Origin of the sequence: Methanobacterium bryantii (assembly GCF_002287175.1) — an archaeon.
GTDB lineage: Archaea > Methanobacteriota > Methanobacteria > Methanobacteriales > Methanobacteriaceae > Methanobacterium_D > Methanobacterium_D bryantii.
In genome coordinates this window covers 267,847-293,224 of sequence record NZ_LMVM01000012.1, presented here as the reverse complement: position 1 = coordinate 293,224, position 25,378 = coordinate 267,847, and the positions used below count along the sequence as shown (strand labels likewise).

Genomic DNA, 25,378 nt, shown 5'->3' with positions numbered 1-25,378 from the left:
ATCCTTTATTAAATTCTGATAAGATTTCAAAACCAATTAGAAATCGCCTCGCTATCGCTCGGAGATCAGAAATCAAAATAGGAACTCTAATTTTAACCCCCTCAATTTAAAAGCTATATCCCCACTCCAAAAAAGAAATCTCAAAAACAAACTATTTATTTTAAAATCTAATCTCATTTTATTGCTCAAAATAGTTTTAAAAACATTCTAAATAACAAATAATCTCTTTTTTTGCCAGTTACCACATAAAAATTAATCAACCCATAACATTCTAATTATTACTATTCTAATAAAGTTTATTATTAAGTTTAAATAAAGAAATTATGTGCAGGAACTTAACTCAAAAGTTAACAATACCACATCAATAACTAATCTGAGATATTGTGATTCTAACTCTTTTAAACTTTCTAATTTAGTTTAAATCATGACCAAATGATTATCACCATTTTAAATAATAATTAAATGCGATAGGGAATTTTTATGAAAAATAAAAACATATTTTTGATTGCAGGAATAGCGTTATGTGCAGTGGTAATTGCAGGTGCATTCATGTTCAATTCATCCAGTACCCTTGATCAATTTCAACCAACTGTAACCGATCCACTGACCAAAGCCAAAGAATTCAACTCACAAAATGCACTGGTTTTCTCTAAAACAATCTGCAGTTTAGGCCCTCGATACGGCGGTAACGAGGCCGAGTTAAAAGCTGCAGAAAACATGGAAACTGAATTTAAAAACAATGGAATCAATGCATATAAAGAGAAAGTAGATCTAGGCAACGGTAAATACACATACAACGTTATTGGAGAAATTAAAGGCTCAGAAAGCCCTGAGAAATACATCATTGTAGGTTCACATATAGACTCTCCAGGATTCTGTGAAGGGGCCACAGATGATGCAGCAGCCATGGGAATACAAACTGAAATGGCAAGAGTATTTTCCACAGGTTACAAGCCCAAACAAACCGTTCTAATTGTTGGGTTTGGAGGGGAAGAAATGTGGTTTAAGGGATCTGATGCTTTCGTAAAAACTCATCCCGAGATTGTTAAAAACTGTGAAGCAATGATTGACCTTAACTGTGTTGGTGCCGGCCAACAGGTATCTTTAATTGGACACAGTAACCAGCCCAAGCCTGTTAATGGAGACCCTAAACTCATAAACATTATGAAACAAAACGCTAAACAATTAGGATACTCTGCTGTTACTGGAACTACAACATACCCCAGCGATACTTATCCCTTTTATTATAACATTGATAAGGTACCTGTTTTACAGGTAATGAGCCAACCCTTTGAAGTTGCCCCGTGGAGCAGTGCCAATACCTTTGACAAACTCAATTCAAAAGATATGAATAAAATAGGTCAAACCGTGACTATGACTGTACTAAATTTAACAGTGTAATCGTTAAAACAGGCAAAAATAAGAATTACAATCATCTAAATTATCAAACTATGTCATACTACTTTCTTACTGCGCCTCTCCATCAAAACAACATCACGCCAGATATCATCCATTTTTCCTATCTTTTCACGGATGCCTACAATTTTAAATCCACACTTCTTATGCAGATTTATACTTGCCTTGTTTTCTGGAAATATTCCCGCTTGTAAAGTCCAAATACCGTTATTCTCAGATAATTCTATTAATTCTTTAAGAAGAGCTAAACCTACACCAGTTCTTTTACATTCTTTACTTACATAGATGCTGACTTCAGTTACTCCAGAATAAACTTCTCTACTTGAGGTTGGCGATACCGCTGCCCAACCTAAAATTTTATTTCCCCTGCGCGCGACGATATTACAGCATAGCAAATGCTTTGAAATCCAGGATTCCCATGAAGGTACATCTGTTTCAAAGGTAGCATTTCCAGTTTTAATACCTTCATCATATATTTTTGAAACCTGTTCCCAGTCTTCATATTTCATTTTTTCGATTTGAAATTCCATAGAATACACTTAATCCTTCAATAATTAAATTGCAGGTAATTTGTGACTATTTATTTAAGTTTTCTTGAAATCCCCGTATAATATTTAATAAACCGTTCTGCTTCCGCTTCACGGCATTCATCCGTTTTGCATTTTTTATTTACAATAATTACCACTTCATCTGCAACAGGCACGTGCGTCAATACTAAGTTTTCATCATATTTCTTTAAATGCTTTTCTAGTATTTTATATGTCTTTTCTGAGATTCCAGTATCTTTAAAAATTAATTGGTAAGTGGTAGGTCCTTCTTCTTGAGCTAAATATTTTATCATCATATCACCTGCAGTTATTCAATAATTTTAACTATAAACATTTGAATTCACCAGTTAAATAATAAAATAAAGTTGAATATAATTTAAAATATTTAAATCTCACTTATTAAATTAGCAAGCTGTTCCAGATCACGGACCTCAAAAACTTCAGCCCCTGCATTTTCATAATAGGAAACACGACTGTCTGCTACGTTCCATTTATTTTTAGGTTCAGGGTTTAATATTAAAACTCTTTTAGCAAGTCTAGACATTTGTTCAATAAACTCTGCACTTAACGGCCTATTATTATCTTTTGGCCCTGCCCAATCCCTGCAATCGCTTAAAATCATGACGTATGATTTACTATTTAAATTCGCCTGATCAAGGAAACCTTCAAATGCAGTATACATATTGGATTTACCCTGAATCATTGCATTTTCATGCCTGATTTTTAAAACTTTAACAAATGCATCGACTATGTTGAGTTCGTAAAGGGCAGAAGTTACCTCAGCAGTTTTGTTATCAAATTCAAATGCCCTTGCTCGGGTAAATGAATTTTGAGCCGCGTAAACCATACAAAAAAACCAGATACTGATCCAATCGCATGAAACACTTACATCATTTAGAAAATAATGATTCTGTTTCTTTAGTTTAGGTTTACTTTTTACAAGTTCAAGGAGAGTTCCACCATGCTTTAAATTCCTCCGGATAGTCCTTCTAATATCGGGTTTTTGCTTCTTAGATTGTTTATATCTTCGTGCTCTTTTTGTAGCAATCTTTCTACCAAGTTTCTGGCACAAATCTATCAGTTCAGGCTGAAGGGAATTTAAAGTCATTATGTTACTTTTAAGTAAACCAGATTTGTCATTTATAGAACCATCGTCACTGCTCCCCCCAAGGGTATTTTCGATGTATTCTATCTTTATTTTGTCCATTATGGAATCATTTATATGATTCATTCTATGATCCCAAGCTTTATACATACTATTTAAACCATGAACAGAATTGGTACCTGCTGGTGAAGAGGTAGTACTCACTGAAGGTTTTAGCGTGCGATTTGCACTCATAGATTGTTTTTTTGTAGACTGATCCTCTGTATTTTCTTCCTTTCCTTCAAAAAAAGAACCATACACTTCATTAAATCTTTTTCTCTGCCGCTGGTCTTTAAGATAAATACATGCCAGAGCTTCCCTTAAGTCCCCATCATTCTCTTTAATTAAAGAGACAGCTCGGCAGGCTATTTCTGTACTCCTAATACTTGCAGGAATTCCATTTTCCCTCAGTTTTCCTGAAAATTCAGCTATCTCTTCTAACATAGTACACCATTAAAAGCAGATTTATTTTTAATCCAGTTTAAATGATTCAATCACCTTATTTTTATCATCTTCATTCTTTATGACAACATTGATGGTTTTTTTAAACGAATCATCATCTAAATCATCTTTACCAAATACAAGTAAACTATTAATCCAGTCCACAGTTGCCCTAATTGACGGAGTTTTAATTAGATTAAGTTTCCTTACTTTCTGCATAGCCCTTACAACGCTTTTAATTAAACCTAAAGAAGCATTAGGAACATGTGACTTAACTATTTCAACTTCTCTTTCAAATGTGGGGTAATCAATATATAAATATAAACAGCGGTCCTTTGTCTCGTCAAGGAGCTGTCTCTGAGAATTTGAAGTCATTATAACAAGTAAGTCATTTTTAAGGTCAAATGTTCCCAGATCATTGACTGTTATTTGCTTTTCTCCAAGTGCTTGAAGCAGGAAACTTTCTACTTCTTCATCTGCTTTATCGATTTCATCTATAAGTATCACTGAAGATTTTTCATTCATAAAAGCAGATAAAAGCGGCCTTTTTATGAAAAATTCCTCGCTGAAAACATCTTCTTCGGTTTTCTCAGCATCTGTTTTCTTTATCTTGGACATTTCCAGATGCAAAAGCTGTTTCTGATAGTTCCACTCCCCAACGATCTGCTCAAAAGTTATGCCCTCATAACACTGCACTCTGAAAAAATCCCTTTCAAAAGCCCTTGAAATCGCTTTAGAAAGTTCAGTCTTACCTGTTCCCGGCGGACCCTCAATTAATATTGGTTTTTTAAGTGATAAAGCTAAAAATACCACAGTTACGATATTATCATCTGGAATGTAACTGTTTTCAGTTAAGATTTCTTCTACATAATTTGTATCTAATTTAATTTCTGGCATGATAATCACACATTTTCATTATTTTATTTACATTTAAACTTATATTCATCTTAATTGAAGTTCAGCCAGTATCTTCTAAATCTTCTTTAATACTATTTTAAACCTTTAAATTTACATTTTTCATTCTATTAATAACACAGCTATTCCAGTTGAATCATTCGAGTTAAATTTTAATTCTATTCCCGCATTTTCTGCTGTTTTTAGTAGATTTATACCCATAGACTCTGCAGAAAAACGTGCTATCACAGGGTTACGACACATACCAGTTTCTACATCACATTTTTCACAGAGCATACATCTCCCAGCAAAAAATACAGTAGCAAAAGTATGTCCCATGTTAAATGCTGCTTTTTCAAGTTCCAGCAGGCCTATTAAAGCATTTTTATAATGAACTGCGAAATCTGACCATAATTTCGCCGATGTTTTATCTACATCATCATACCGATCCTGCAGTCTATCTAACTCTTCCAGATTATCCAGATTATATTTTGATTTTATTTCATTGGATATTTCAGGCTGTTTAAGCTTAATAACCATGGCAAAACTGTAATCATTCAGTATTTTCCTGAACTCATCTATACTGGGCGTATACGGCGGACATCTCAAGCCTTTACCATAATGAGGGCAACCCACCATACATTTCAGGCGTACTCTATCTTCAACTACAACATTATCTGCAGGGATAACCTTTGCTTCAGGGTATCCCATATTTAAAGCCAGTTTTTCTAAAGTTTTATAATCGTCAGTATTTTGCATTCACATCATCTCCCACATGGCCAATACAGATAAAAACACGCGGTTTATCACTTAAACCGTAACTATTAATTCAAGCTTTTATCCCATCTGCACACTTGAATTAATTAATCTATAAATAATATCACCATGCCTCCCAGTTCCTCTTCTTTAATAGGGAACTTAAATCCCATTCCAGCATTTGCTGCTGTTTTAACAATATTAATACCTGCAGCTTCTGCTGAAAAACGTGATATCTCTGGATTTAAGCATATGCCATTTTTCACATTGCATGTTTCACAAAGATAACATGCCCCATAAAAGAATGTTGTAGCAAGCGTATATCCCTGTTTGAATGCAGCTTTTTCAAGTTCCAGCATGGCCATTAAAGCATTTTTACAGGGCCCAGAGAAATCAGACCGCATCATCATAGATTTATCTATATCCTGATTTTTTACAGCATTTATTGATTGAGTTTCTAATTCCTGTATTAACGAAACTTTATCATTTTCTATGTCATTCAAACCATATTTTACTATCATCTCATCTGATATCTCAGGGGGCTTAAATTTAATGACCATCGCAAAACTGTATTCATTTAGTATTTTTCTAAATTCAGCCATGCTCGGCGCGTATGGCGGGCATTTCAAGTTTTTTCCATGTTGAAAACAGCTGCCCATGCATTGAAGGCGTAATCTATCCTCAATTACTACTTTATCCATAGGTATAACTTTTGCATCAGCAAATCCATGTTCCAGTGCCGATTTTTCTAAAAATTTATAGTCATCAACCTCTTTCATCCATACATCCCCTGTTTTAAAATCGTTTTCGTTTCAACTCCTCCAAAAAATCCAGTGCATATTTAATGAGTAATTCAGGAGTTAATGCGAAGAAATAATGCCCTTCATCAACGAGAACAAGTTTTACATCACTAATTTCTAGTGTAAGCTCTTCAGTTAATTCCACAGGCACTAGATGATCCTTTGTACCATTTATTACAAGTGTAGGCGCTTTAATTTGATCTAAATAGTCTCTGCCATCGAAATCAGCCATAGCTTTCAATTGTCTGAGAAATGATTCAGGGTTAGGCGGATACTTCTGTATAAATACTATTCCTGTTTTTTGGAGCAATTTTTCCCTTAAATCCGCATTTTCGAGTGAAACATCTAAAATAGATTTAAAAACATCTGGAAAACTTACCGCTGCCACGTTTAAAATCAAACTTTTAACCCGCTCAGGATATTTTACAGCTGTTACAAGCGCGATACGCGAACCCATAGATATTCCAAGAAAATGAGCACTCGTTATGCCAATTTTATCCATAAGACCAATTGTATCTTCAACCATCATTTCAATGGAATAAGGCTCATCAGGCATGTCTGTCCTACCCGCACCTCGATTATCCAAAGCTATGACCTGATAATTTTCAGCAAATGCATCTAAAACATTGTACATAGAACTAATTTCAATACCTGCTTCTTGAAGAATTACCAGTGGCTCTCCCTCGCCGCATACTTTGTAATACATGTTCAAATCATTCACTTTTACATTTGCCATGTTTTAAAATCTCCATTAACCTTTTAATATTTATACAATTGCATTTTCGCTTGCTTTATCTGGAAAACCTAAATATTTTAGAGCCCGGTTACGAATTTGAATCATTTCACAGGTCATATTATTTCCCATATCTCTTGGCTCAGGATAGCTAAGAGAGAATACCATTTTATCACCGATACTAACCCCTCCAAGATTTAGAGGGACAGAATCACTTATTACGGGGAAAAATATCATTTTATCAATTTGAAGATCGGCATAGGTTTCAGGTACGTCGAGTGGCCCCAAATTTGAAGGGATTGCACCTGGAACCATGCTCTTAGACTTTTTTGCAAATGAGAAAGTGATATTCTTTTCATCTTGGAAATACCTCTTCAAATTCTCTGTTTTAGTATATGCTTCAGGAACAACTTCTTTAAGAAGTGCAAATGAAGACAATGCATCCATAAATGTAGGGTGAGAATCTGGAGTTTCCATGGTGTGTGAGTCTAATTTTGAGACTCTTTTATGGATTTCTTTATGTAAAACTGCTGCATTCTCCCAGAATGTTTTTTTTGCATTGTAAGTGTATGAAAACCGAGGTGCTCCAATGCAAAGACCAAAAACATCATCGACTGAGGTGGTCGCGTGTCTCCGCATGTCAAAGGGAACCCATAACTGCTTCTGGTTTTTAACGAATGGACCGACAATATCTTCATGTGCCGCTATAAACGCAGCTATTACTGCAGAACCAATCGAAACACCCTTATTTCTGCATTGTTTTAAAAGAAATTTTGTTTCTTGAGGCTCAAGTTCAAGAAGAACTGTGTTGAATTTATATTTCTCCCAGTATGACTCCTGAACAGCTATCGCATCATTATGGTCAAAATAATAAGGATTTTTCTCCCACTTTCTGTTTGCATTGCCCATAACAAGTTTCATCATGGCGGACTGCAATGAAAATCCACCTTTTGGAAGAAAATCATTAATATTCACAGGATTAATTACTTTAATTTCTTGTTCTGGATTTGTATAAATGTCAAGCAGATCACGAATTAAATATACAAGTGACATTCCATCGCATATGCTGTGGTTGCATATAACTACCAGATCTGATACTGTTTCAGAATGTATCAATACAAACCGAATCATCGGACCAGTTTCTGGATTAAAAGGTATTTGGATTTCATGTTGGAGTTCTTCAAGCCATTGTGTATCTGAAGTCATTTTTACGGTTTTAAAGAAGGGTTTAATGACGTTATCAGTTGAAAACCATGCATTATAATCATCATCAAACACGACCTTTGCACCAGCAAGTGGATGAATCTGCAAAACTACGTCCAACGCACTGCACAGTTTTTCTTCTGAAATATTCCCCTTGATCCTTGCGACCATGGATACGTCACTGTAAGGACTCCATAAATACATTCGTTCCAGATTTGAAAGTTTACGGATATATCCTGAAGTTTTTATAGTGCGATTTTTTTGTCCTATCATATCTATTCTCTTGTTTTTACTACCATTTATTGCAGGCATGATATTCCTCCTTATATGGAAAATACTAATTCGGCTGTTTTCACACTTTTTACCTTGGAGATCTCATGGCTTTCCACCTGTCATTTTATAACAGGTTGTTATTTTTTAACACAGTGTTATTTTATAACATGGTGTTAGTAGAATATAAATGTTTGGGTACAACTTACATAGAAAAAATAAAAAAAATCGAAATTTAAACTGTGAAAAATATTCAAATGCCACTTTAAGCTATCAAAACTAGAAAAAAGCAAAAATATCTCTTAAAGGGTAAATAACGGCTAAAAAACTAATTTAAAACAAAATAACTAATTTATAGATCCACTAATATTCTTAATATTAATTCATAAGTAATCTACTTACAAAGTGCATTAAAAGTGCTTCAAATTGGTATTCAGTTATTTCTCTATCTTTAAGTTCTTCTCCTAAAGATGGAGGAAGTTTTATAATACTCTCTATTGTAGATAAAATTAAACTTGTTGCATAAAAAGAATCTATATCCTGGCGGATTCCCTCTCTTTTTAACCCTTCTATATCCGAAAGAATACTTCCTTTTCTTATTCCGTCTTTAATATTTATATGTACAAAATCAAAAATATCCCTTTGCAGTTTAAGTATCTCATTTACATCTTGGTATGCACGACCCCTTAAACAAGTTAAATCAAATCTTCCGGATTGGAAAAAGGTATAGACTTGAAGATATTGAGGATATGCCTGGAAAAATGTGTAATATGACCTTCCTATCGTATTTATCTTTTGACGGTCAACAGCTTTCCTTACATTATCTTTGATCATCACATTTAACATTCTAACTCCCCTTAAAACAACTGCAAAGCACAATGCTTCTTTATTTTCGAAGTAAAGATAAATTGTGGCCCTGTTCAATTCAACCACGCCAGCAATATCATTCATAGAAACGTTATCATAGCCTTTCTCAAAAAACAGCTTTTCAGCAGCGTCAATAATAGACTGCCTCCTATATTCTTTCTCCCGTTTTTTCCTATCTGAAATTGCCATTGTTTCACCCAGGCCAAATAATTTAAAATAAAGCTATACTGTGTAACATTTAGTCATTTTAATATAAAAATTTAGTTAATGCATGTAATTTCATTTCTTAATGGCTGTAACTATTATCTACACAGTTTAATCAATTAAAGAACGGTTTGTAATCGCAGGATCTAAAAAACGCTGCAAATCTTCCCAGAATTTATCTTGATGTATTCCCCTACCTTCCAATATCAGTTTAAAGCCCATATCAATATTTAAAGCACTCATACTCATAACATTAATATAAATAGACATTTCTACAGGATCCACATCCTTTCGAATGGTTCCATCCTTCATTCCATGAAGTATCGCTTCAACCATGATTCTCCATATTCCAGTTGTCAGATCTACAAGTTCTTTTGCATCTTCATTATCACTTATCTGGAACCTTTCTGTTCTTGCATAACGGTAAATACGGAAATAATCTGGATAATCTTTAGAAAATTCAAAAAGGCTTTGAATCATTGATTTTATTTTAGTATAACCATCAATATCAAGATTAGAACATTTTACATACATTCCATGCAGTATTCTGACTCCCCGAAGATCAACAGCAAAAAACAGCGCTTCTTTATTCTTGAAGTAATAGTACAGCAGTGCTTTATTAACCTCAGCTTCATCTGCTATTTCATCCATTGTAACATTATCATAACCTCTCTCAAAAAAAAGCTTTTCTGCAGCATCTATAAGTCCATTGCGCCTCTGTTCTCTTTCTCGTTGTTTTCTGGAAATAGCCATTTATGATTCACCTTAAAATGTATATCTGTGCAAGTTCGTCACTATTTAAAATTAGTTTAAGAATATAATAAAAGTTCGGTCTTACAAATTTAATGCTGAGCTTCGAATGCCATTATATGATGGATAAACATTAATTACAACCCATATATCCAAATATGTTAAAGTTAGAACTATAATTTAAATTTTTAAAATTTTTTTCTACTTGATGTCTGTGTCATATTAATTTTAAACAAAAGTTTTATATAATGTTAACTACAAGTTAAAATTTAACTTATAGTTAAAAATTAACTATTAGTTAAAGAATCATTTAAAAAAATTATAGTTAAACCTTAAAAAATTTATGATTTTTGAGGGCTATCGAAAAACTTTGCTTTTCGATGCACCAAAAATGCAAAGCATTTGAGTGCTTGCAAAAACTACGTTTTTGCTGCCGCAGAACATCTTTCTGCAGGCTTTCGAAAATCGAAGCCTACAAAAATCTATGATTTTTTGGGTCCGTAAAATAAAATTTTACCGGAGATGGAAAAGTATGGTAAACAAAAAACCTGCTGCTGAAGGATGGCCACAGATAGTCGGCGATTATACTATCGGAGATGAAGAAAGCGCAGTGGCAGTAGTTACCCTCGGGTCCCATATGGGAAATGAACCTATTGAAGCAGGAGCATCAATATCCGGATCTTTGCACACTGAAAATCTAGGTATTGAAAAGGTCATTGGTAATGTTGTTTCCAACTCTAACATAAGATTTTTAGTAGTTTGTGGTGCAGAGGTCCAAGGACACATCACTGGACAAACTATTAAAGCTCTGCATGAAAACGGTGTAGATGCAAAAAAAGAATAGTAGGCGCTGACGGAGCGATACCCTATCTTGAAAACGTCACTGAAGAGGCAGTCCAAAGATTTAGGGATCAACTGGAAATAGTTGACCTGGTAGACACAGAAAACACTGCCGCCATTCACACCAAAATTGAAGGGTGTTTAATCCATGATGCAGGAGCATGTGAAGAAGAGACAGTAGTCATTCCCCTGCCTGAAAAACAAAAAGATTCCAGTTTAGCAGCTGAAAACACGTAACAGAATATTTTACACTTTAAATTTATTTATCAAATCTATACATGCCGCTGATCAAACTGGCAGTTATTACTTAAAAAAGAGAATAATACCCAAAAAAAGGTTTAAATTAAGAAATTCAGTCTAAAATAATTTGCCCGTAATGTCCACCGGAACCAGGCCGAATATTCAAGGTATTTTCTCTAAATGACTTTATAACCTCTGCCAGTTTTGGTTCAGTTCTTGCAATCTTATCAAGAGGCGCATAAATCAGGACTTCTATTTCACTTCCAAATGTCTGCACCATTTCCTTCCATATTTTCTGAACATAAACTGTAGTGATCCCTTTTCCATGTACAAGGCTTATTATCTCAGCCAATGGGAGAATATGAGTATATTGCGGCCTAAATTCTGGATGATGTGGTTCATCCCATTTTGCTATGTCACCTATCCTGTCTTTAACACCCTTTTTTATAAGTCCACCGCAAGGGCATCTCATTTTAAGTTCCCGTGCTTTTTCAATTGGAATGGTATCATAACACCTTACACAGCCAGTTTCATGATATTTACCTAGCCTTGGATCAAATCCATAGTTACCTACAACTTTCTTTGCCTTCACTGCGTCTTTAAATGCACCAAATGTCATTTCTTTAATTTCGATTTCATTAAATTCCCTTCCAAGCCTGTGAGGCCACGGCGAATGTGCATCTGAATTTGAAAGAAAAGGAATATCTTGAAGTTCCTCTATTCTATCTGCCATATCCGTATCTGCAGAAAGTCCAAGCTCTAAAAAATCAGGAGCGTCATTATAACAGTCATATATACTGTCAAATTCCTTGTAAATACTTGTCCATGGAGTAAATGCATGGGCAGGACCTATTAATCCATTGTGATCTTTAATTAAATCCATTAATTCCGCCCCATTCATATCAACTCTAGGCCTACCTTCTTTATCTATATTTTTAGATGGTAATTCTTCCCTTATCTGGTAAGCAGATTCAATTGAAGGTAAAATAATAAGCTGGTGAACTCTATTGCGGTCTTCAACTTCGGCTGTTAAAATGAATTTACATTTAGCTGTGCTGGTTTCAGGATGCTCCACACTCTTTATCAAGCGCGTCTGTGAATCATTATCACATTCTTTAACTGAGTATATTCCTGTTTTTGAAGGCTTTGTACTCTGCTCTATAATTTGAAGCCATTCAGGATGAAAACCATCACCAGTGCCAACTAAATCCAATCCTTTAAGTTTTGACTCTGATGCAATCGTACTTATGGTCATATTTTTTGAAGTTGCCATTGAATAAAGGCTGTGAATATGTAGATCTGCATTAATAATCATTAAACTCCACCACTTTAAATTTACATGCTTTGCTGTGGAAAAAATAATTCTAAACAAATATCTGCGTTGTCATACAATCACTCAAAAATAAATCAAAATAAATGGTAATCATGTTTAAAAATAATATGATTACCCGATGTATCTTAAATCTTCTTCGCCAGGAGCTATGTGCATTCTTTCAGCCATTTCTCGCTCCATTTGCTGAGCTTTGGATATCATCTTACGAGTTTCTTCTGCTCTTTCCTCTAATTTAACGATATCTATTTCCATATTCAGTATATCCAGTAAAACTGTTAAAACTGCTTTAGAAGCATCAGCATCTATGAAATATCCTGGTGTTTCACCCATAAGGCATACTCCATTAATACCTCGAAGCATTCCCATTCCTAAAAGAAGGCCTGATGCCCCGATTATACCCCCATCTGCAGATCTTAAAGTTACATTATGTTCTTTCAACATTTCTGCAAGCTCTAATGTAGTAGCTGCACCTAATACTTTTGATTTTTCAATAGGTTGACCTGTTCCAAGACCACCGAGGGTGAACATCTGTTTAACCCCATATTTTTCTACAAGGTCAAGTATAATTCCACATACTTCGTGTTGACCTTCTGGACTTAAACCTTGGGTGTTTCCAACGAGAATTATATAATCCTGCCCATTGTCACCGTTAAGTGCGTAAAACTCATTTTTCATTGGTTCAATAAGCCCTTCTTCACTTACAAAGACTTGTGGCGGAAATGATGGTGAGTATAACTCTGCAAATTTTTTTGCTTCGAGTTCATGAATTATGTGCTCTGCAACTAATTTACCAACGTGACCGATTCCAGGAAGTGCCTCTATGAATATGGGTTCTTTAAGGTTCACCTCTTCTATCATCTTCACATAAGTTTTATTCATCTAATCACTCCTTTTTTTAAGCAGTTGTTTTTTAAGTATTCTCCTGTACTTCCCATATTTATCTTCAGGAGAATACTTAGGCGGATATACCACTCCAACTTTACCTTCACAGTAAGGACATTTGTCTTTAAGTGTATACCCGTGACAGGATTTACACTTTTTCATTTTCATTTTCATTAAAAGACCTGTAGCATACTATTATGGAGTTATATTCCTATTCTAATTCACGCTGGAATTCGCCTTCCCCGCCTTCCTCAACAACAAGTTCAATGCACTGCTGTGCTGCATCTTTCATTAAGTTTTCTGCTGTAAGGTAATCAGAAGATTTAACTATTAACCTATATCTTGGAGCTCCAACACATTGGACCGAAACGTTATCAGCCTCAACAGATCCAAGTGCCTCTTTTATTATATCAACACCATTAGGTGCATAAGATTTTAAGTTAATATATCCAGTTATCTGAACTTCAGGAGGAGATATGTTCTTTTTAGCAACTTCAGTTATAGTTGTTGCCCATTCCCCATCTATTCCTCTATCTTTAAGTGCACTTTCTCCTTCTTCTGCGGCTGTTTCAAATGCTTCGTAAAGATCACCGAATTCATCTATGATAGCATATCCAATTTCATCATATGCAGCATCAAGATCTTTTCCTATTGTTTTTGCAGATATTTCAAGCAGTTTTTCAGCTTTTTGCTCGATTTTCCACTGCTGAATTTTCCTTGTCCTTTGATCTTCCCTTATCCTTTTCATGGAAACGTCGACGTGGCCTTTTTTAGGGTTTACCCTTAAGACCCTTGCAACGATTTTCTGGTTTTCACGGACATAATCCCTGATATTTTTTACCCATCCCGAAGATACTTCAGAAATATGAATAAAAGCTTCCTTTCCTTCATATTCTTCAAGGGAAGCAAATGCACCATAGTTTAAAACTTTGTGCACTGTTCCTACTATTAAATCTCCTTCGCTGGGCCATTCTCTTTTCATTCTTACCATTAAAACACCTGATTTTGGATTAGCCCTTAACTTTACTTAATCAAGGACTTCAATAATCTGAGCTACTATTTCAGATTTTCCGCCTTTTGGTTTTACCAGTGTTTTCCCACATATGATACACTGGACATTTGATGCTGCGTGATCAAATACAGTCTGCTGATTTCCGCAGTCCAAACATTTGACTTTTAAAAAATTACTTTTGTGAGTTCCTGCAATTGCCATGAGATCACCTAGCTTACAAACTCCACTTTTCCTGCTCTAAATGAGTTTCTTTTAATGTGTGCTTTTCCACATTCTTTACATTTGTATCTTAAATCCAATTTTTTGACTGGTTTGTTTCCAGATGGAAGTGGCCTTGGATAACCTCTGTACCCACTTGTGACCCTTCTGAACTGACGTTGCCCCCATTTAAGCTCGCTTGCTTTCCTTTTTTTGGATTGGAATACTTCGTGAAGAGTATGTTTTTTACAACTTGGACAGTAAGTTCTTCTTTCTTTTGGAATTTTCATTATAATCACCTCTATTTATAAAAATAAACCATATATTTATGATTAAAAATATAGTTACATTAAACTCCTAAAAAAACCTTTAAAACCAGCGGTTTTCAAAATCGAGGATTTTGAAACCTGAAAAATATAGTTTCATAAAGTTTTTTGGCTTGAAAATATCATGATTTTCAAAGTTCAATCGATATTAGCATTATTTATTCTTAATAGTTTATTTATATGTTTGGATTAATTCCATCAGTTTCTGCAAAAATTAGATAATATGTATTACAATGGGTAACTATATCTTTATAAATAGACTAACTAAAATGTCATAATCCAGTTAATAAGGACATTCCTGTGTATTTTTAATAAATATATCTTTTAAACAGCACCACATGCCTGTTACTCATCTATAAGATATCTTTTCATATTTTTCAATAAATTTCCCTTTATTATTCTTTATGAGTATCCTTGCATTTGGTTCAGGCATCGTAATTACATCTTGAGGAGATAAAGGGCCGTAAACTTTTTTATCAATACCCATAATAGAGGGAAGCTCTTCAAGAACCATTAGTGTTTTAACTGGATCCTTTTGATCAGCTGCCTTTGAAATTCTCTTTTCAAGACTTTCAAAGTCTATTTCAGGTCCGATATCAGGTTCTAATTCCGGTTCTAATTCGGATCCTATAGGCGGTTCTATATCGGGTGCTTCAAATCCAGAACTTGTATATGCCTGAAAACTTTCAATATCATGTTCAATTCCAGCAGGTGCTGCTTTCTTAACATTTCCCGCGCTTAAATTTTCATTAGCTAACGGTGCAGATGGCTCTGGAACGTTTGATACTTCTGATTTTAACTCCTGTTTCTCTTTTTTCGCTTTAAATTTAGCTAAAGGAGATTTCATCCCCTTCCTATATTTTGAAAGTGATTTTACGAGAGAATAGTAAAGATCTTCTTCCTCAGGGGTTAAGTTTGCAGGGGGAATGGCAGGAGAATTTATATCTGATTTTTCATCGAATATTCTATATATGCGGTGCACATTCATCAGAGCACTACTTGTTATTTTATATTCTCGCCTTTCACAGATTTCTGCTGCAATTCTTCTCGCATCTCTAAGGAGATATGATTCAAAAGAAAAAGGATTATTTCCTATTTTCATTATCAGCTTATCTAAATAGTTGTGAACATCTTTATAGAAGTTATCTCCAACATCAGCTAACCCACTTGTACTACGTTCTTTTTTTTGGATTTCCCTCAATCTCTGGAAAAACTCATCCAACCTTATTCCTCGCTTTTATAGTGAATGACCTAATACTTTAGGTTAATTATTTATAAAGTAATTTGTTTATATGCTTTAAACCTTCAAAAATTTTGGGGTTCCAAACACATCGTGTTTGAGAACTTTCGAAAATTTTTAATTTTCGAATGTTCGGAAATCATAGCCTGCAAATCTCCGATTTGCGACCAGGAAGCAAAGCTTCCTACAGCTTGCAAAAATCAAAGATTTTTGCGCCATCGAAACTTTCAGTTTCGTGGCCCCGAACACTGTCAATTTATAAGTTTAAAAAGTTACGTCATTCACTATAGATTACTGTATCTGTGTTTTGTAGTCAGTTAATTTTTGTATTTACTTCTATTCTTCACTTTCTATACGTGGAGCTAAAAGAAAACTAAGCTCTCCTTCATCTGTAGCCATTTTTAAGGAAAGATTAAGGGGCATATCATTTCCAAGTTTTAAAACAATTGCATCTGAAAATTTATCTGCTTTTAGCATCTCTTTAATTTTCTCAAGTGAAAAAATGGATTTTGATTTTGCATCTATCTTTTCCCCGTGAAGATACTCGATTTTTGCATCACCAAATTCACCTTCAGCTTCTGCAGTGAATTTATCCTCATCAACCATAAGTGCAATCTTATCTGAGACTATTTCAATATCCTGAATAGAGTTTTTAAGAAGACTGAATGGAATCTCAAATTCAGTTGGGTACTCAAGGTCTGGTGGACTTGGTGCTTCATATTCAATATCTATAAGTCTTATTTTAAATCTGCGTCTTGCATCCCCTTCAAATATAAGAATAAGATTTCCTTCATCTACTGAAAGTTCAACAATATCACTGCTTTTTGCTCTTTTTAAGACTTTCATGAGCTCTTCGGTGTCTACATTTATTTTTAAAGGCTCGTCGATAGTAAATTCATCGAATAATTGTGGTTTAAGTTCAAGGTGTACGAATGTGATATGTGATCTATCCAGTGCATCCAATCTTAGACCTTCACTATCTGCCTGCATCTGTACTTCATCTACAATAGAAGATATAGCATCAAAACTGGTTTTTAAGATGTTCGAATCGCTCAGAACCGCTTTAAACATTTTTATCCTCCTTCGATTTAAGACTTTCTGTTATCCTATTATTTTATTAGTTCTATTTATATTATACCTTTTATTATTCTTTTTCAGTTGAATTAGAAGACGTTCCATTGTGTGACTCGACTTCTTTATTTATTCCTTTAAAAAAAGATTTGTCGAGAAATCTGCGGACTAAAACCCCTCCCATTAAAAGAGCACCGGCCAAGATTAAAAATGCTGAAAACGATGAAACATCTTCAAATTGTACATTATCTGCTACTCTCTCAGGAGACCCAACAGATCCCATCATTAAAGAAATACCGGCATATATCAGTAAAATACCTGCAACAACTCCTATTACGAGTACCAGGTTGCTCTTTCCAGATTTAAGATTTTTCCATTTATCTGACCCTATGAAATCCCCGATCATTGGAAATGCATGAGGATCATGTTTGTCCGGATCTTCTGAATTTTCATGTTTTTGTTCTTCAGAGTCTTTAGGAGCTTTATTTTCTGTATTTTCCGCTTTATCTTTTTTTCCAGGTTTACGAGTTGGAAACATGGAGTCCAACTTTTTTAAGAAATCATCCCTAGACTTAGAAGTGGTGGATTCTTCTTCCACTTTATTATCAGAATTCTTGGAAATTGCAGAATTTTCTTCCGTCTTCCCCTTAGAATTCTCTTTTTCTGAATTTTCTTTCATAAAATAACCCCTTCACTATTGTGTAAGGTCTTATATTTTTCTAAAACTCATCAATTGATGAACGACAGTTGATTTACTTAATCATATTCCCGCCAGGTCTGCCCACATTTAGTGCATCTTAAAAACCTTGTTTCAGATTCATCAGCCCTTCGGGTCTGCTGAAGCCACCAGTAAGCCTCTTTATTGCCGCACTTTGGACAAATTGCACGAGTAGTTGGTAATGTTTTTACATCATCGCCTTTAACTATTATATTCTCTTTGGATGATACTTTTTCAGAGACTTCATACTCGTTTTTTTGTTCTTTGGTTATTTCCCGTTCATATCCACATTTACATTTAAAGCAGTTATCCTTAGGAAACATGACAGTTCCACATTTTGGACAAAATTCCATTTTAGTCCTCCTTATCAGTTTGATAGTTTTTAGATAAATAAATTTTTTAGTTTGATGTATGTGAGTTTAATCTGTAACTTATCTACAAAATTATTATAATTGTGATTAAAAAAAATAGTTTCTCAACACTTATAAACTTTATCCGAGTTTAAAATCATTAATAAGAATTATTTTGTGGTCTTTTAAAAATCGGGCTACAATATTCATATACTGAAATAGGTTTGTATCTATGTTTTACTTCTATTTAATAACTTAAACGCATCTTTTAAGATGACATCATGGTCAAATGCGAGTTTAAGTTTCAAAATCTCATCTTTTTTAAAATGCTGTGCAATGGAAGCATCAGTGTCTGCTTTTAAATTTCCGCCTATTTTTCTCGTAAGGTAACATACTGTAACTGTATGTCCCCTCGGATCTCTCCCAGGATCTGAGTAAACTCCTACAAGCTCAATTATATCCACTTCAAGGCCAGTTTCTTCTTTAACCTCCCTAACAACTGCAGATTCTACTGTTTCGCCCCATTCAACAAATCCGCCGGGTAACGCCCACGAACCTTTATATGGATCATATTTTCGTTTGATCAAAACTATGGAATCATCTTCGCATAGTATAACAGCATCAACAGTTAAGTAAGGAGATTTTATTTAATCACGACCTTAAAATTAATTTTTATGCGCTTCCTTTGGATTCACCAGTTACAATTCCAGCCCCTATAAGATGAGCTGCCCTTATAGGCTCAGGTATAGCGCTTCTTGTTGTAGCAATGCTAACTATTTCCTCAGCATCTTCAAGATCAATGCCATATATCTGGATATACAAAGGCTCTTTATTTTCTATTTTATAGACTGTTCCTGCTTCCTGTATTAATGTCCATCTTTCTTTGCAGTCTTCAAATCTCATTAAAGCCTTCTTAATCTTCTCAAAATTTGGAAACTTCCTCATTATAACAATGATAGGAATGCCAGTTTCATCAAAGATTTCCTTTATATTTACAACGTTGAATCCGCCAAAAGTAATTCCATCAAGCATGATGACTCCAATTTGATCTTTATGCCTGGAGTCATTTACCATTTTGATGATTTTTGCAGTTGCATCTGTACCATCCCCCTTGATGTAAGTCCTTAATACCCCATCAAGCCATGTTCCTCCCCTGAAGATGGTACCAATTAACATGACGTTGTTTTTTGTATGAGGAGGGAAAGGAGCATCGTCAACTCCCAAAATGCGTATTTCTCTTTTAATTATCCTAAATTTTTTATTTTTCATTAAAGATTATTCCTCTAAAGAGGCTTTTAAAATACTTTTGAACTCATCACTTCTTTTTTGAAGCGTTTTTGCAGCTTTTTCAAGAGATTTTCTTGGGTTTTTACCTTTAATGTACAAATTTGGCTCTCCCACAATAGGGTGAGCTATAACATATGCTGCAGATTCAACATTTTTATCTTCCATCAAAGCTCTTCTGAGTGCGTTACATAAGGAATGGGTTTCGCCTGTAATTTCAATTTCCAGTTCGTTTTTAGTATCTTTTATAATCTTCATTTTAATCCCTCATAATCTTAACAAAATCTATTCATTTATACCCAATTTTTACTAATAACTCTAAACATCTACAAAATAAAAATATACTATGCATAATACAGTTATCAAATTAGTTCATTAGTAATTCATAGTATTAAATCTTATATTAAATTTTAGATTATATACTTTTCGACATTACAATGATTTTAAAATGTTTCACTCAACCTCAAAATTTATAGAAAATTCATTTAAAACAAGTACAATTAAAATCTAAAAACATGCAAAATAAAAAAATGAAGGATTTTAACCCTTATACTGTGCAGCGAGTTTTCTTCTTTCTTTTCTCCCGCAGTTTAAGCATACGACTTCTTTATCTGTCTTTACCATGTAGTGCCTGCATTTGGTACACATGGCCTTTAGAACTCCAAGTTCTTCATTTGCAGTTGTAAGATCCACATTATCCAGACCTATGACTTTTGTAACTTTAGCTTCTACAATATCCCCAATCCTGAAAGCTTCAGTTAATTTGGATAAATATCCTTTCTGGGCCTGTGAAATATGTATCCCTCCAACAAAAGAGGTTGTAAGTTCCCTATCAATACCTTTAATTTTTTCTATTTTTACTGAAGCTCTTTGACCTCTAACCTCAGTTATTTGCCCAACTATAGTTTTACCAACTTCCACAGGAGCTGGAGTGCCAGTTTTTGGAATTATAGATATCTTTTTATTTTTCTCATCGATTGAGACTTTTCCAACTACCAGTGATTTGATTTCTCCATCTTCTTCATATGTCCACTCAGACGGAACAAACTCTTCAGTAACCCCCAATACATCACCAGGTAAGACAAAGTCTCCAGATTTAGCTTTCATTAGTTCACCTCGACTAGAATAAGTAAAACTTCCTTAATTTTTCCTTTATTTTTTATACAATTATCATTAAAAGTTTTAAAATTTTGATCATTTTTATAATTATCTTATGTTGTTACATTCTTTATATTATTTATACATGTTCAATTTCATCTATTTTATAATCTTCCCATTCCCTTTTATTTAGAACTATTTCCAGTTCTTTAGGTGTTAAAAGAGGCTTTTTATACATACTTGCATCATCTATAGCCACTCTGGGACATGCAGTTACAACAAACGCGTCCAGGTCCATATAAGGAATTAAAAGATCTGGTGAAACATTATCCAGCATTATTATAAATGCTTCCCTTTTTTCTTTATTTATCATCTTCTTTAAACTTTTTGCAAGGTCAAGCCTGAACTGACCCCTTTTTGATGAAACAATGACCCCAAACTTCTGGGCATCACCCGCCTTTATTATCTTTGCAAACCTTATTCTCAGTATTCTATCTCTAAATTCATCTATTGTTCTTACTTCATTCATGTAGGGGTCTGCAATAAAAACTGGCTTTTCTGTAAAGAGAGTGATTCCAAGGGCATGGAAATTACCGCTTCCAATAAACAAAAATGCATCTGCATCCACATCTTTAATAGCTGAGAAATTACAGCCAAGAACCTGGCCTTTTCTTGTCCCTGCACCTTCTTTCATTACTATATCTTTTTCATTGTCAATTAAAAAGTCTTTAATCTGATCTAAAAGTTGTAAATGCTGAATAGTTGTTACAACTCCTATTTTTTTATAGTTTTGAAGAAATGAAAGGCTTTTTTTAAGTACATTATCTACGTCTATCTTAGAATATGCCTCAATAAATAGAACCGGCACTTTATACTCAATTGGGAATTCTATATGGCCAAAATGTACAATTAGATCTACTAAGCCCTCCATATGAGTATCTGAAACATCACATGCACCATAACAGGGATCACCTGAAATTATGGCCATTGCATCAGTTTCATTTTCTATTTTTTCTGCAACACGGACTGCATGAATTTTAAGGCCCTCTGGAAACTGAATGCCAACTGCCTTTGCATCTATTTCCTTTATTTTTTGAACAACTTCATCCAGTCTAAAATCGTAATTAAGCATTGTTATCTACTCAGTTTAAAGTATACTGTCCTCTATTACAACTTTACCCCCGTTAACATCCACTTTAACAAGAGTTTTGACGTCGTAACCTGTTTCTTTTTTGACCCTTTCTTTTCCGTTTCCTTTTTCCACAACAGCAACTATATCTGCAATTTCTACCCCTACACTTTTAAGTGCATTTAAAACTGCCACCATAGTTCCACCTGTGCTCAATACATCATCTACAACTAGTATTCTATCCCCTTTTCTGAGCCCATTTATATAAAGCTCACATTCACTGTAACCTGTAACCTGGTGGACTGCAACTTCTTCTTCCAGGCCGTAGCACCTTTTTCTAACAACCACAAATGGGATGTTTGTTTCAAGGGAAAGTGCAGTTGCAATATGAATACCCATCGCTTCCATACACACGATTTTATCAACATTTAAATCTGCAACTTTTGTAATTGCATTTGAAACTTCTTTTAAAAGATCTGGTTCAACAAGCATTATGCCATCAGTTATTGGATGTACAAAATAATTATATTCACCTTTTTTTACTATAGGTGATTCTTCAAGGGTTTTTTTAAGTTTATCAAGCATTTTATCACCGAGACATATAAATATCATAACTAAAACACGTAAAATTTAATATTTCATATCTAATTCTATTGTCAATAATATATATACAAAGATATTTTTATAACGTAAGGTATATTTAATAATGTATTTTACTATTCTTAACATTAATTTAAAAATACTCAGAGTATAAATTGACCTGTACAAACTATCAAATAAGAATTAAAATTTAATGCAATAATCACGAAATTGAGAATTATAAAAATTATACGAGGCAGATCATGTTAGGCAATTTAGGTAAAAACTTGACCAAAACAATGAAAAAATTAGCAGGTATGCCCATAATCGATGAAGAAGTGGTAAAAGAAGTTGTAAAAGATATTCAAAGGGCACTTATTCAATCAGACGTTAACATTAAGCTTGTTTTTAAACTTTCAAAAACCATAGAAGAGAGGGCACTAAAAGAAGAGCCCCCTAAAGGAATTACACCAAGAGAGTATATTATAACTATTGTTTACGAAGAACTGGTGAACCTGGTAGGCAGCAAAGCAGAAGAAGTGGAAGTTAATGCTAAACCATATAAAATAATGTTTGTAGGGCTTCAGGGAAGCGGTAAAACAACCACCATTGGAAAACTTACGAGGTACCTGCAGAAGAAAGGTTTCCGTCCTGCAATTGTAAGTACAGATACATGGAGGCCTGCAGCATATGAACAGCTGCGTCAGCTGACTGAAAGCATGGACGTGCCGCTGTATGGGGATCCAGAAAATAAAGACGCGCTTGACCTTGCAAAAAAAGGTATTGAACAATTCAAAAAGAACGATATCGTAATTGTAGATACTGCAGGACGCCATAAAGAAGAACAGGACCTTCTTACTGAAATGGAACAGTTGTCATCAATTGTAAATCCCAACGAAGTTATGCTTGTTATCGATGGAACCATAGGTCAACAAGCACGTGAACAAGCTCTTGCATTTAATCAAGCTACAGATGTAGGTTCAATAGTTATCACAAAATTAGACGGTTCTGCAAAAGGTGGTGGGGCACTATCTGCAGTGTCTGAAATTGGTGCACCTATAAAATTCATCGGAACTGGAGAACGAATTGATGACTTCGAGGCATTTGACCCTGAAAGGTTTATATCACGGCTTCTTGGAATGGGAGATATTAGAACACTTCTGGAAAAGGCAGAAGAAATTGCAGAAGAAGACATCGATACAGATACAATGGACGCCATGTTAAGCGGTAAATTCACCCTTAAAGACATGTATTCACAGTTTGAAATGATGAATAAAATGGGGCCGATGCAGCAGGTCATGAATATGATCCCTGGAATGGGAAATAAACTTCCAAAGAATGCTTCCCAGGTAACAGAAGAAAAGTTAACCAAATATAAAATTATGATGGACTCCATGACCGAACACGAACTCACACACCCTGAAGTTATAAAGCAGTCCCGTGTAAAACGGATATCAAGGGGCTCTGGTATGAAAAACGAAGATGTTAAAGAACTTCTTAAATATTACAACGTTACCAAAAAAGCAATGAAAGGCTTTGGAAAGCGGAAAATGAGCGGGCCATTAGGGCAGATGATGAGACAGATGATGCGCTGAAACTCACTTCCCTCTTTTTTTAATTGAATACTTCAGTTAATTTAACTTATTTTAATTAATTTACCCGGATGAGACAATGGAATCACAAATTACAGAAAAAGCACTAAAAATTATGGAAATAACAGAAGGAAACTTATGCGATCACTGTTTAGGCAGGGCATTCTCCCAAACTGTGGAAGGACCAGATAACAAGTACAGGGGAGAATATGTAAGACAAATCCTAAATGGAAACAATAGCGATACATCGGGTCCATGTTATATATGCGGTAACCTGTTTAATGATGTTGAAAACGGGCTTATTGATAAAATAATAGATAAAATAAACCATGAAAACATTGAATTTTCAACATTCCTTGTTGGATGCCGTGTCTCACCAGAGATTCTCAGTAAAGAAGGAGAAATCCAGAAAAATCTGGAACTTGACGTTGAAAATATTAAAAAAGAAATTAATCGAGAAATCGGCAAAAAATTATATTCAACCCTCGAAAAGAACGTAGAATTTGATTATCCAAATATAGTCATAATGGTGGATTTTGTAAATAATGATATAGAAATTCAGTTAAATCCAATCTTTATAGAAGGGCGCTACAGAAAGCTTGTAAGAGGTATCCCTCAAACTAAATGGCCCTGCGGAAAATGCAGAGGCAAAGGATGTCCAAACTGCAATTACACAGGGAAACAGTACCCTGAAACGGTTGAAGAGTTAATTTCTCCAGAAGCTGTAAAATTAGCTATAGGAAGCGAATCCAAATTCCACGGCGCAGGTCGAGAAGATATAGATGTTAAAATGCTTGGAAGTGGAAGGCCATTTGTACTTGAGATTAAGGAACCCAAGATAAGAGATTTAGATCTTGAAATTCTTGAAGAAAAAATCAACACATTTGCAGGTGGAAAAGTAGAAGTTCATGATTTAAAGTTCGTGGGAAAAGATAGAAAAGGCACCATAAAATGCTCATCTACAGACACATATAAAGTTTATAGAGCAATTGTAGAGCTTGAAAATGATATTAATGGTGACAAATTAAATTTATTACATTCAATGGAGATTATAAATCAACGAACTCCAATAAGAGTGTCTCACCGACGTGCAGATAAAATAAGAACAAGAAAGGTAAGAAGTATAACTACCAAACCAATAGATGCACATAAATTTGAAATGATAGTGGAATGTGAAGGCGGTTTATACATAAAAGAACTTATATCTGGTGATGAAGGAAGATCAAAACCCAGCGTATCCGAGATTTTAGGAATTAATGCTCTTTGCATCCAGCTAGATGTATTAGAAGTAAATATTTAATAAATTCAGCATGATATTTAATATAAAACTGAATTTTAAGGTTAATATTTAAAAGTGTACTGACAGATATATTCATAAGGTTTAAATTTAATAAAATTTAAAATAGACAAGTTTAGTATAAATAGTGTTTTAACAATATTACATAAATAGAGAATATGCC

The 25,378-nt window shown here is 34.3% G+C and carries 29 protein-coding genes and 1 pseudogene; 4 read left to right on the top strand and 26 right to left on the bottom strand.

The features are described from left to right. Positions 1-480 precede the first annotated feature (480 nt). Positions 481-1,401 (top strand): M28 family metallopeptidase, encoded by a 921-nt coding sequence (locus ASJ80_RS06835; protein WP_069584319.1) that lies wholly within the window; start codon positions 481-483, stop codon positions 1,399-1,401. A gap of 53 nt (positions 1,402-1,454) precedes the next feature. Here the strand turns inward: ASJ80_RS06835 and ASJ80_RS06830 are convergent, their stop codons facing one another. The 10 genes from ASJ80_RS06830 to ASJ80_RS06785 all read right to left on the bottom strand — a co-directional run bounded on the left by ASJ80_RS06830 (position 1,455) and on the right by ASJ80_RS06785 (position 10,029). Beyond that, on the bottom strand, positions 1,455-1,946 hold the full coding sequence (locus ASJ80_RS06830) for a GNAT family N-acetyltransferase (protein ID WP_069584320.1): 492 nt from the start codon (positions 1,944-1,946) through the stop codon (positions 1,455-1,457). Between the two features lie 50 nt (positions 1,947-1,996). Continuing rightward, on the bottom strand, positions 1,997-2,257 hold the full coding sequence (locus ASJ80_RS06825; RefSeq protein WP_069584321.1) for a hypothetical protein: 261 nt from the start codon (positions 2,255-2,257) through the stop codon (positions 1,997-1,999). Positions 2,258-2,349: 92 nt separating this feature from the next. After that, positions 2,350-3,552, bottom strand: a complete 1,203-nt coding sequence (locus ASJ80_RS06820) for a VWA domain-containing protein (RefSeq protein ID WP_069584322.1) — start codon at positions 3,550-3,552, stop codon at positions 2,350-2,352. Positions 3,553-3,579: 27 nt separating this feature from the next. Beyond that, on the bottom strand, positions 3,580-4,446 hold the full coding sequence (locus tag ASJ80_RS06815; protein ID WP_069584323.1) for an AAA family ATPase: 867 nt from the start codon (positions 4,444-4,446) through the stop codon (positions 3,580-3,582). A gap of 120 nt (positions 4,447-4,566) precedes the next feature. Next, positions 4,567-5,202 carry a DUF2284 domain-containing protein gene (locus ASJ80_RS06810; protein ID WP_069584324.1) on the bottom strand — a complete coding sequence of 212 codons (636 nt, stop codon included), beginning with the start codon at positions 5,200-5,202 and terminating at the stop codon, positions 4,567-4,569. Between the two features lie 104 nt (positions 5,203-5,306). Next, positions 5,307-5,978 (bottom strand): DUF2284 domain-containing protein, encoded by a 672-nt coding sequence (locus ASJ80_RS06805; protein ID WP_069584325.1) that lies wholly within the window; start codon positions 5,976-5,978, stop codon positions 5,307-5,309. Positions 5,979-5,994: 16 nt separating this feature from the next. Beyond that, positions 5,995-6,735: an alpha/beta fold hydrolase gene (locus ASJ80_RS06800; RefSeq protein WP_069584326.1), complete on the bottom strand. Its 741-nt coding sequence runs from the start codon at positions 6,733-6,735 to the stop codon at positions 5,995-5,997. Between the two features lie 30 nt (positions 6,736-6,765). Beyond that, positions 6,766-8,247, bottom strand: coding sequence for a condensation domain-containing protein (locus ASJ80_RS06795; protein ID WP_069584327.1), 1,482 nt, complete (start codon positions 8,245-8,247; stop codon positions 6,766-6,768). A gap of 336 nt (positions 8,248-8,583) precedes the next feature. Next, positions 8,584-9,261, bottom strand: a complete 678-nt coding sequence (locus tag ASJ80_RS06790; RefSeq protein ID WP_069584328.1) for a TetR/AcrR family transcriptional regulator — start codon at positions 9,259-9,261, stop codon at positions 8,584-8,586. Positions 9,262-9,387: 126 nt separating this feature from the next. Further along, entirely contained in the window at positions 9,388-10,029 is a 642-nt protein-coding gene (locus ASJ80_RS06785) for a TetR/AcrR family transcriptional regulator (RefSeq protein WP_069584329.1), read from the bottom strand. A 481-nt stretch (positions 10,030-10,510) separates the two neighbouring features. Here ASJ80_RS06785 and ASJ80_RS17855 point away from each other — a divergent pair. Continuing rightward, a pseudogene (locus tag ASJ80_RS17855) lies at positions 10,511-11,103 on the top strand (tetrahydromethanopterin S-methyltransferase subunit A). A gap of 115 nt (positions 11,104-11,218) precedes the next feature. Here ASJ80_RS17855 and ASJ80_RS06775 read toward each other — a convergent pair. From ASJ80_RS06775 to hpt, 16 genes are all read right to left on the bottom strand, one after another. Continuing rightward, positions 11,219-12,421 (bottom strand): TIGR00375 family protein, encoded by a 1,203-nt coding sequence (locus ASJ80_RS06775; RefSeq protein WP_069584330.1) that lies wholly within the window; start codon positions 12,419-12,421, stop codon positions 11,219-11,221. A 129-nt stretch (positions 12,422-12,550) separates the two neighbouring features. After that, on the bottom strand, positions 12,551-13,318 hold the full coding sequence (locus ASJ80_RS06770; RefSeq protein WP_069584331.1) for a proteasome assembly chaperone family protein: 768 nt from the start codon (positions 13,316-13,318) through the stop codon (positions 12,551-12,553). After that, the gene (locus ASJ80_RS06765) at positions 13,319-13,495 is read right to left on the bottom strand and encodes an RNA-protein complex protein Nop10 (protein ID WP_069584332.1); all 177 of its coding nucleotides are present in this window, start codon (positions 13,493-13,495) and stop codon (positions 13,319-13,321) included. Between the two features lie 37 nt (positions 13,496-13,532). Then, a complete protein-coding gene (locus ASJ80_RS06760; protein WP_069584333.1) occupies positions 13,533-14,312 on the bottom strand; it encodes a translation initiation factor IF-2 subunit alpha in 780 nt (259 codons plus the stop codon). A gap of 36 nt (positions 14,313-14,348) precedes the next feature. Further along, positions 14,349-14,534 (bottom strand): 30S ribosomal protein S27e, encoded by a 186-nt coding sequence (locus tag ASJ80_RS06755; protein ID WP_069584334.1) that lies wholly within the window; start codon positions 14,532-14,534, stop codon positions 14,349-14,351. A gap of 8 nt (positions 14,535-14,542) precedes the next feature. Beyond that, complete coding sequence (locus ASJ80_RS06750; protein WP_048081700.1) at positions 14,543-14,821, bottom strand: 50S ribosomal protein L44e; 279 nt, start codon at positions 14,819-14,821, stop codon at positions 14,543-14,545. 385 nt (positions 14,822-15,206) lie between these two features. Further along, positions 15,207-16,058, bottom strand: coding sequence for a DNA replication complex subunit Gins51 (locus ASJ80_RS06745; RefSeq protein ID WP_245837518.1), 852 nt, complete (start codon positions 16,056-16,058; stop codon positions 15,207-15,209). A 375-nt stretch (positions 16,059-16,433) separates the two neighbouring features. Then, positions 16,434-17,168 carry a proliferating cell nuclear antigen (pcna) gene (pcn, locus tag ASJ80_RS06740; protein ID WP_069584336.1) on the bottom strand — a complete coding sequence of 245 codons (735 nt, stop codon included), beginning with the start codon at positions 17,166-17,168 and terminating at the stop codon, positions 16,434-16,436. Between the two features lie 73 nt (positions 17,169-17,241). Further along, positions 17,242-17,847 (bottom strand): hypothetical protein, encoded by a 606-nt coding sequence (locus tag ASJ80_RS06735; RefSeq protein WP_069584337.1) that lies wholly within the window; start codon positions 17,845-17,847, stop codon positions 17,242-17,244. 77 nt (positions 17,848-17,924) lie between these two features. After that, positions 17,925-18,239: a transcription factor S gene (locus ASJ80_RS06730; protein WP_069584338.1), complete on the bottom strand. Its 315-nt coding sequence runs from the start codon at positions 18,237-18,239 to the stop codon at positions 17,925-17,927. A 227-nt stretch (positions 18,240-18,466) separates the two neighbouring features. Then, entirely contained in the window at positions 18,467-18,883 is a 417-nt protein-coding gene (locus tag ASJ80_RS06725) for an NUDIX domain-containing protein (protein WP_069584339.1), read from the bottom strand. A 25-nt stretch (positions 18,884-18,908) separates the two neighbouring features. Continuing rightward, positions 18,909-19,505: an endonuclease dU gene (locus ASJ80_RS06720; protein ID WP_069584340.1), complete on the bottom strand. Its 597-nt coding sequence runs from the start codon at positions 19,503-19,505 to the stop codon at positions 18,909-18,911. Between the two features lie 6 nt (positions 19,506-19,511). Further along, the gene (locus tag ASJ80_RS06715; RefSeq protein WP_069584341.1) at positions 19,512-19,778 is read right to left on the bottom strand and encodes a DNA-directed RNA polymerase subunit L; all 267 of its coding nucleotides are present in this window, start codon (positions 19,776-19,778) and stop codon (positions 19,512-19,514) included. Between the two features lie 282 nt (positions 19,779-20,060). Next, positions 20,061-20,627 (bottom strand): exosome complex RNA-binding protein Csl4, encoded by a 567-nt coding sequence (locus tag ASJ80_RS06710; protein ID WP_069584342.1) that lies wholly within the window; start codon positions 20,625-20,627, stop codon positions 20,061-20,063. A 130-nt stretch (positions 20,628-20,757) separates the two neighbouring features. Continuing rightward, complete coding sequence (dph2, locus tag ASJ80_RS06705; RefSeq protein WP_069584343.1) at positions 20,758-21,750, bottom strand: diphthamide biosynthesis enzyme Dph2; 993 nt, start codon at positions 21,748-21,750, stop codon at positions 20,758-20,760. A 15-nt stretch (positions 21,751-21,765) separates the two neighbouring features. Then, positions 21,766-22,332: a hypoxanthine/guanine phosphoribosyltransferase gene (hpt, locus tag ASJ80_RS06700; protein WP_069584344.1), complete on the bottom strand. Its 567-nt coding sequence runs from the start codon at positions 22,330-22,332 to the stop codon at positions 21,766-21,768. Between the two features lie 257 nt (positions 22,333-22,589). On the opposite strand from hpt, the gene ASJ80_RS06695 reads away from it, so the two are divergent. Next, entirely contained in the window at positions 22,590-23,921 is a 1,332-nt protein-coding gene (locus ASJ80_RS06695) for a signal recognition particle protein Srp54 (RefSeq protein ID WP_069584345.1), read from the top strand. Positions 23,922-23,997: 76 nt separating this feature from the next. Continuing rightward, positions 23,998-25,218, top strand: coding sequence for a tRNA pseudouridine(54/55) synthase Pus10 (locus ASJ80_RS06690; RefSeq protein WP_069584346.1), 1,221 nt, complete (start codon positions 23,998-24,000; stop codon positions 25,216-25,218). The last annotated feature ends 160 nt before the right edge of the window (positions 25,219-25,378 follow it).

Coding starts and splice junctions, on each gene's coding strand:
- ASJ80_RS06835 (WP_069584319.1), top strand. CDS start 481: ATGAAAAATAAAAACATATTTTTGATTGCAGGAATAGCGTTATGTGCA.
- ASJ80_RS06830 (WP_069584320.1), bottom strand. CDS start 1,946: ATGGAATTTCAAATCGAAAAAATGAAATATGAAGACTGGGAACAGGTT.
- ASJ80_RS06825 (WP_069584321.1), bottom strand. CDS start 2,257: ATGATAAAATATTTAGCTCAAGAAGAAGGACCTACCACTTACCAATTA.
- ASJ80_RS06820 (WP_069584322.1), bottom strand. CDS start 3,552: ATGTTAGAAGAGATAGCTGAATTTTCAGGAAAACTGAGGGAAAATGGA.
- ASJ80_RS06815 (WP_069584323.1), bottom strand. CDS start 4,446: ATGCCAGAAATTAAATTAGATACAAATTATGTAGAAGAAATCTTAACT.
- ASJ80_RS06810 (WP_069584324.1), bottom strand. CDS start 5,202: ATGCAAAATACTGACGATTATAAAACTTTAGAAAAACTGGCTTTAAAT.
- ASJ80_RS06805 (WP_069584325.1), bottom strand. CDS start 5,978: ATGAAAGAGGTTGATGACTATAAATTTTTAGAAAAATCGGCACTGGAA.
- ASJ80_RS06800 (WP_069584326.1), bottom strand. CDS start 6,735: ATGGCAAATGTAAAAGTGAATGATTTGAACATGTATTACAAAGTATGC.
- ASJ80_RS06795 (WP_069584327.1), bottom strand. CDS start 8,247: ATGCCTGCAATAAATGGTAGTAAAAACAAGAGAATAGATATGATAGGA.
- ASJ80_RS06790 (WP_069584328.1), bottom strand. CDS start 9,261: ATGGCAATTTCAGATAGGAAAAAACGGGAGAAAGAATATAGGAGGCAG.
- ASJ80_RS06785 (WP_069584329.1), bottom strand. CDS start 10,029: ATGGCTATTTCCAGAAAACAACGAGAAAGAGAACAGAGGCGCAATGGA.
- ASJ80_RS06775 (WP_069584330.1), bottom strand. CDS start 12,421: ATGATTATTAATGCAGATCTACATATTCACAGCCTTTATTCAATGGCA.
- ASJ80_RS06770 (WP_069584331.1), bottom strand. CDS start 13,318: ATGAATAAAACTTATGTGAAGATGATAGAAGAGGTGAACCTTAAAGAA.
- ASJ80_RS06765 (WP_069584332.1), bottom strand. CDS start 13,495: ATGAAAATGAAAATGAAAAAGTGTAAATCCTGTCACGGGTATACACTT.
- ASJ80_RS06760 (WP_069584333.1), bottom strand. CDS start 14,312: ATGGTAAGAATGAAAAGAGAATGGCCCAGCGAAGGAGATTTAATAGTA.
- ASJ80_RS06755 (WP_069584334.1), bottom strand. CDS start 14,534: ATGGCAATTGCAGGAACTCACAAAAGTAATTTTTTAAAAGTCAAATGT.
- ASJ80_RS06750 (WP_048081700.1), bottom strand. CDS start 14,821: ATGAAAATTCCAAAAGAAAGAAGAACTTACTGTCCAAGTTGTAAAAAA.
- pcn (WP_069584336.1), bottom strand. CDS start 17,168: ATGTTTAAAGCGGTTCTGAGCGATTCGAACATCTTAAAAACCAGTTTT.
- ASJ80_RS06735 (WP_069584337.1), bottom strand. CDS start 17,847: ATGAAAGAAAATTCAGAAAAAGAGAATTCTAAGGGGAAGACGGAAGAA.
- ASJ80_RS06730 (WP_069584338.1), bottom strand. CDS start 18,239: ATGGAATTTTGTCCAAAATGTGGAACTGTCATGTTTCCTAAGGATAAC.
- ASJ80_RS06720 (WP_069584340.1), bottom strand. CDS start 19,505: ATGAAAAATAAAAAATTTAGGATAATTAAAAGAGAAATACGCATTTTG.
- ASJ80_RS06715 (WP_069584341.1), bottom strand. CDS start 19,778: ATGAAGATTATAAAAGATACTAAAAACGAACTGGAAATTGAAATTACA.
- ASJ80_RS06710 (WP_069584342.1), bottom strand. CDS start 20,627: ATGAAAGCTAAATCTGGAGACTTTGTCTTACCTGGTGATGTATTGGGG.
- dph2 (WP_069584343.1), bottom strand. CDS start 21,750: ATGCTTAATTACGATTTTAGACTGGATGAAGTTGTTCAAAAAATAAAG.
- hpt (WP_069584344.1), bottom strand. CDS start 22,332: ATGCTTGATAAACTTAAAAAAACCCTTGAAGAATCACCTATAGTAAAA.
- ASJ80_RS06695 (WP_069584345.1), top strand. CDS start 22,590: ATGTTAGGCAATTTAGGTAAAAACTTGACCAAAACAATGAAAAAATTA.
- ASJ80_RS06690 (WP_069584346.1), top strand. CDS start 23,998: ATGGAATCACAAATTACAGAAAAAGCACTAAAAATTATGGAAATAACA.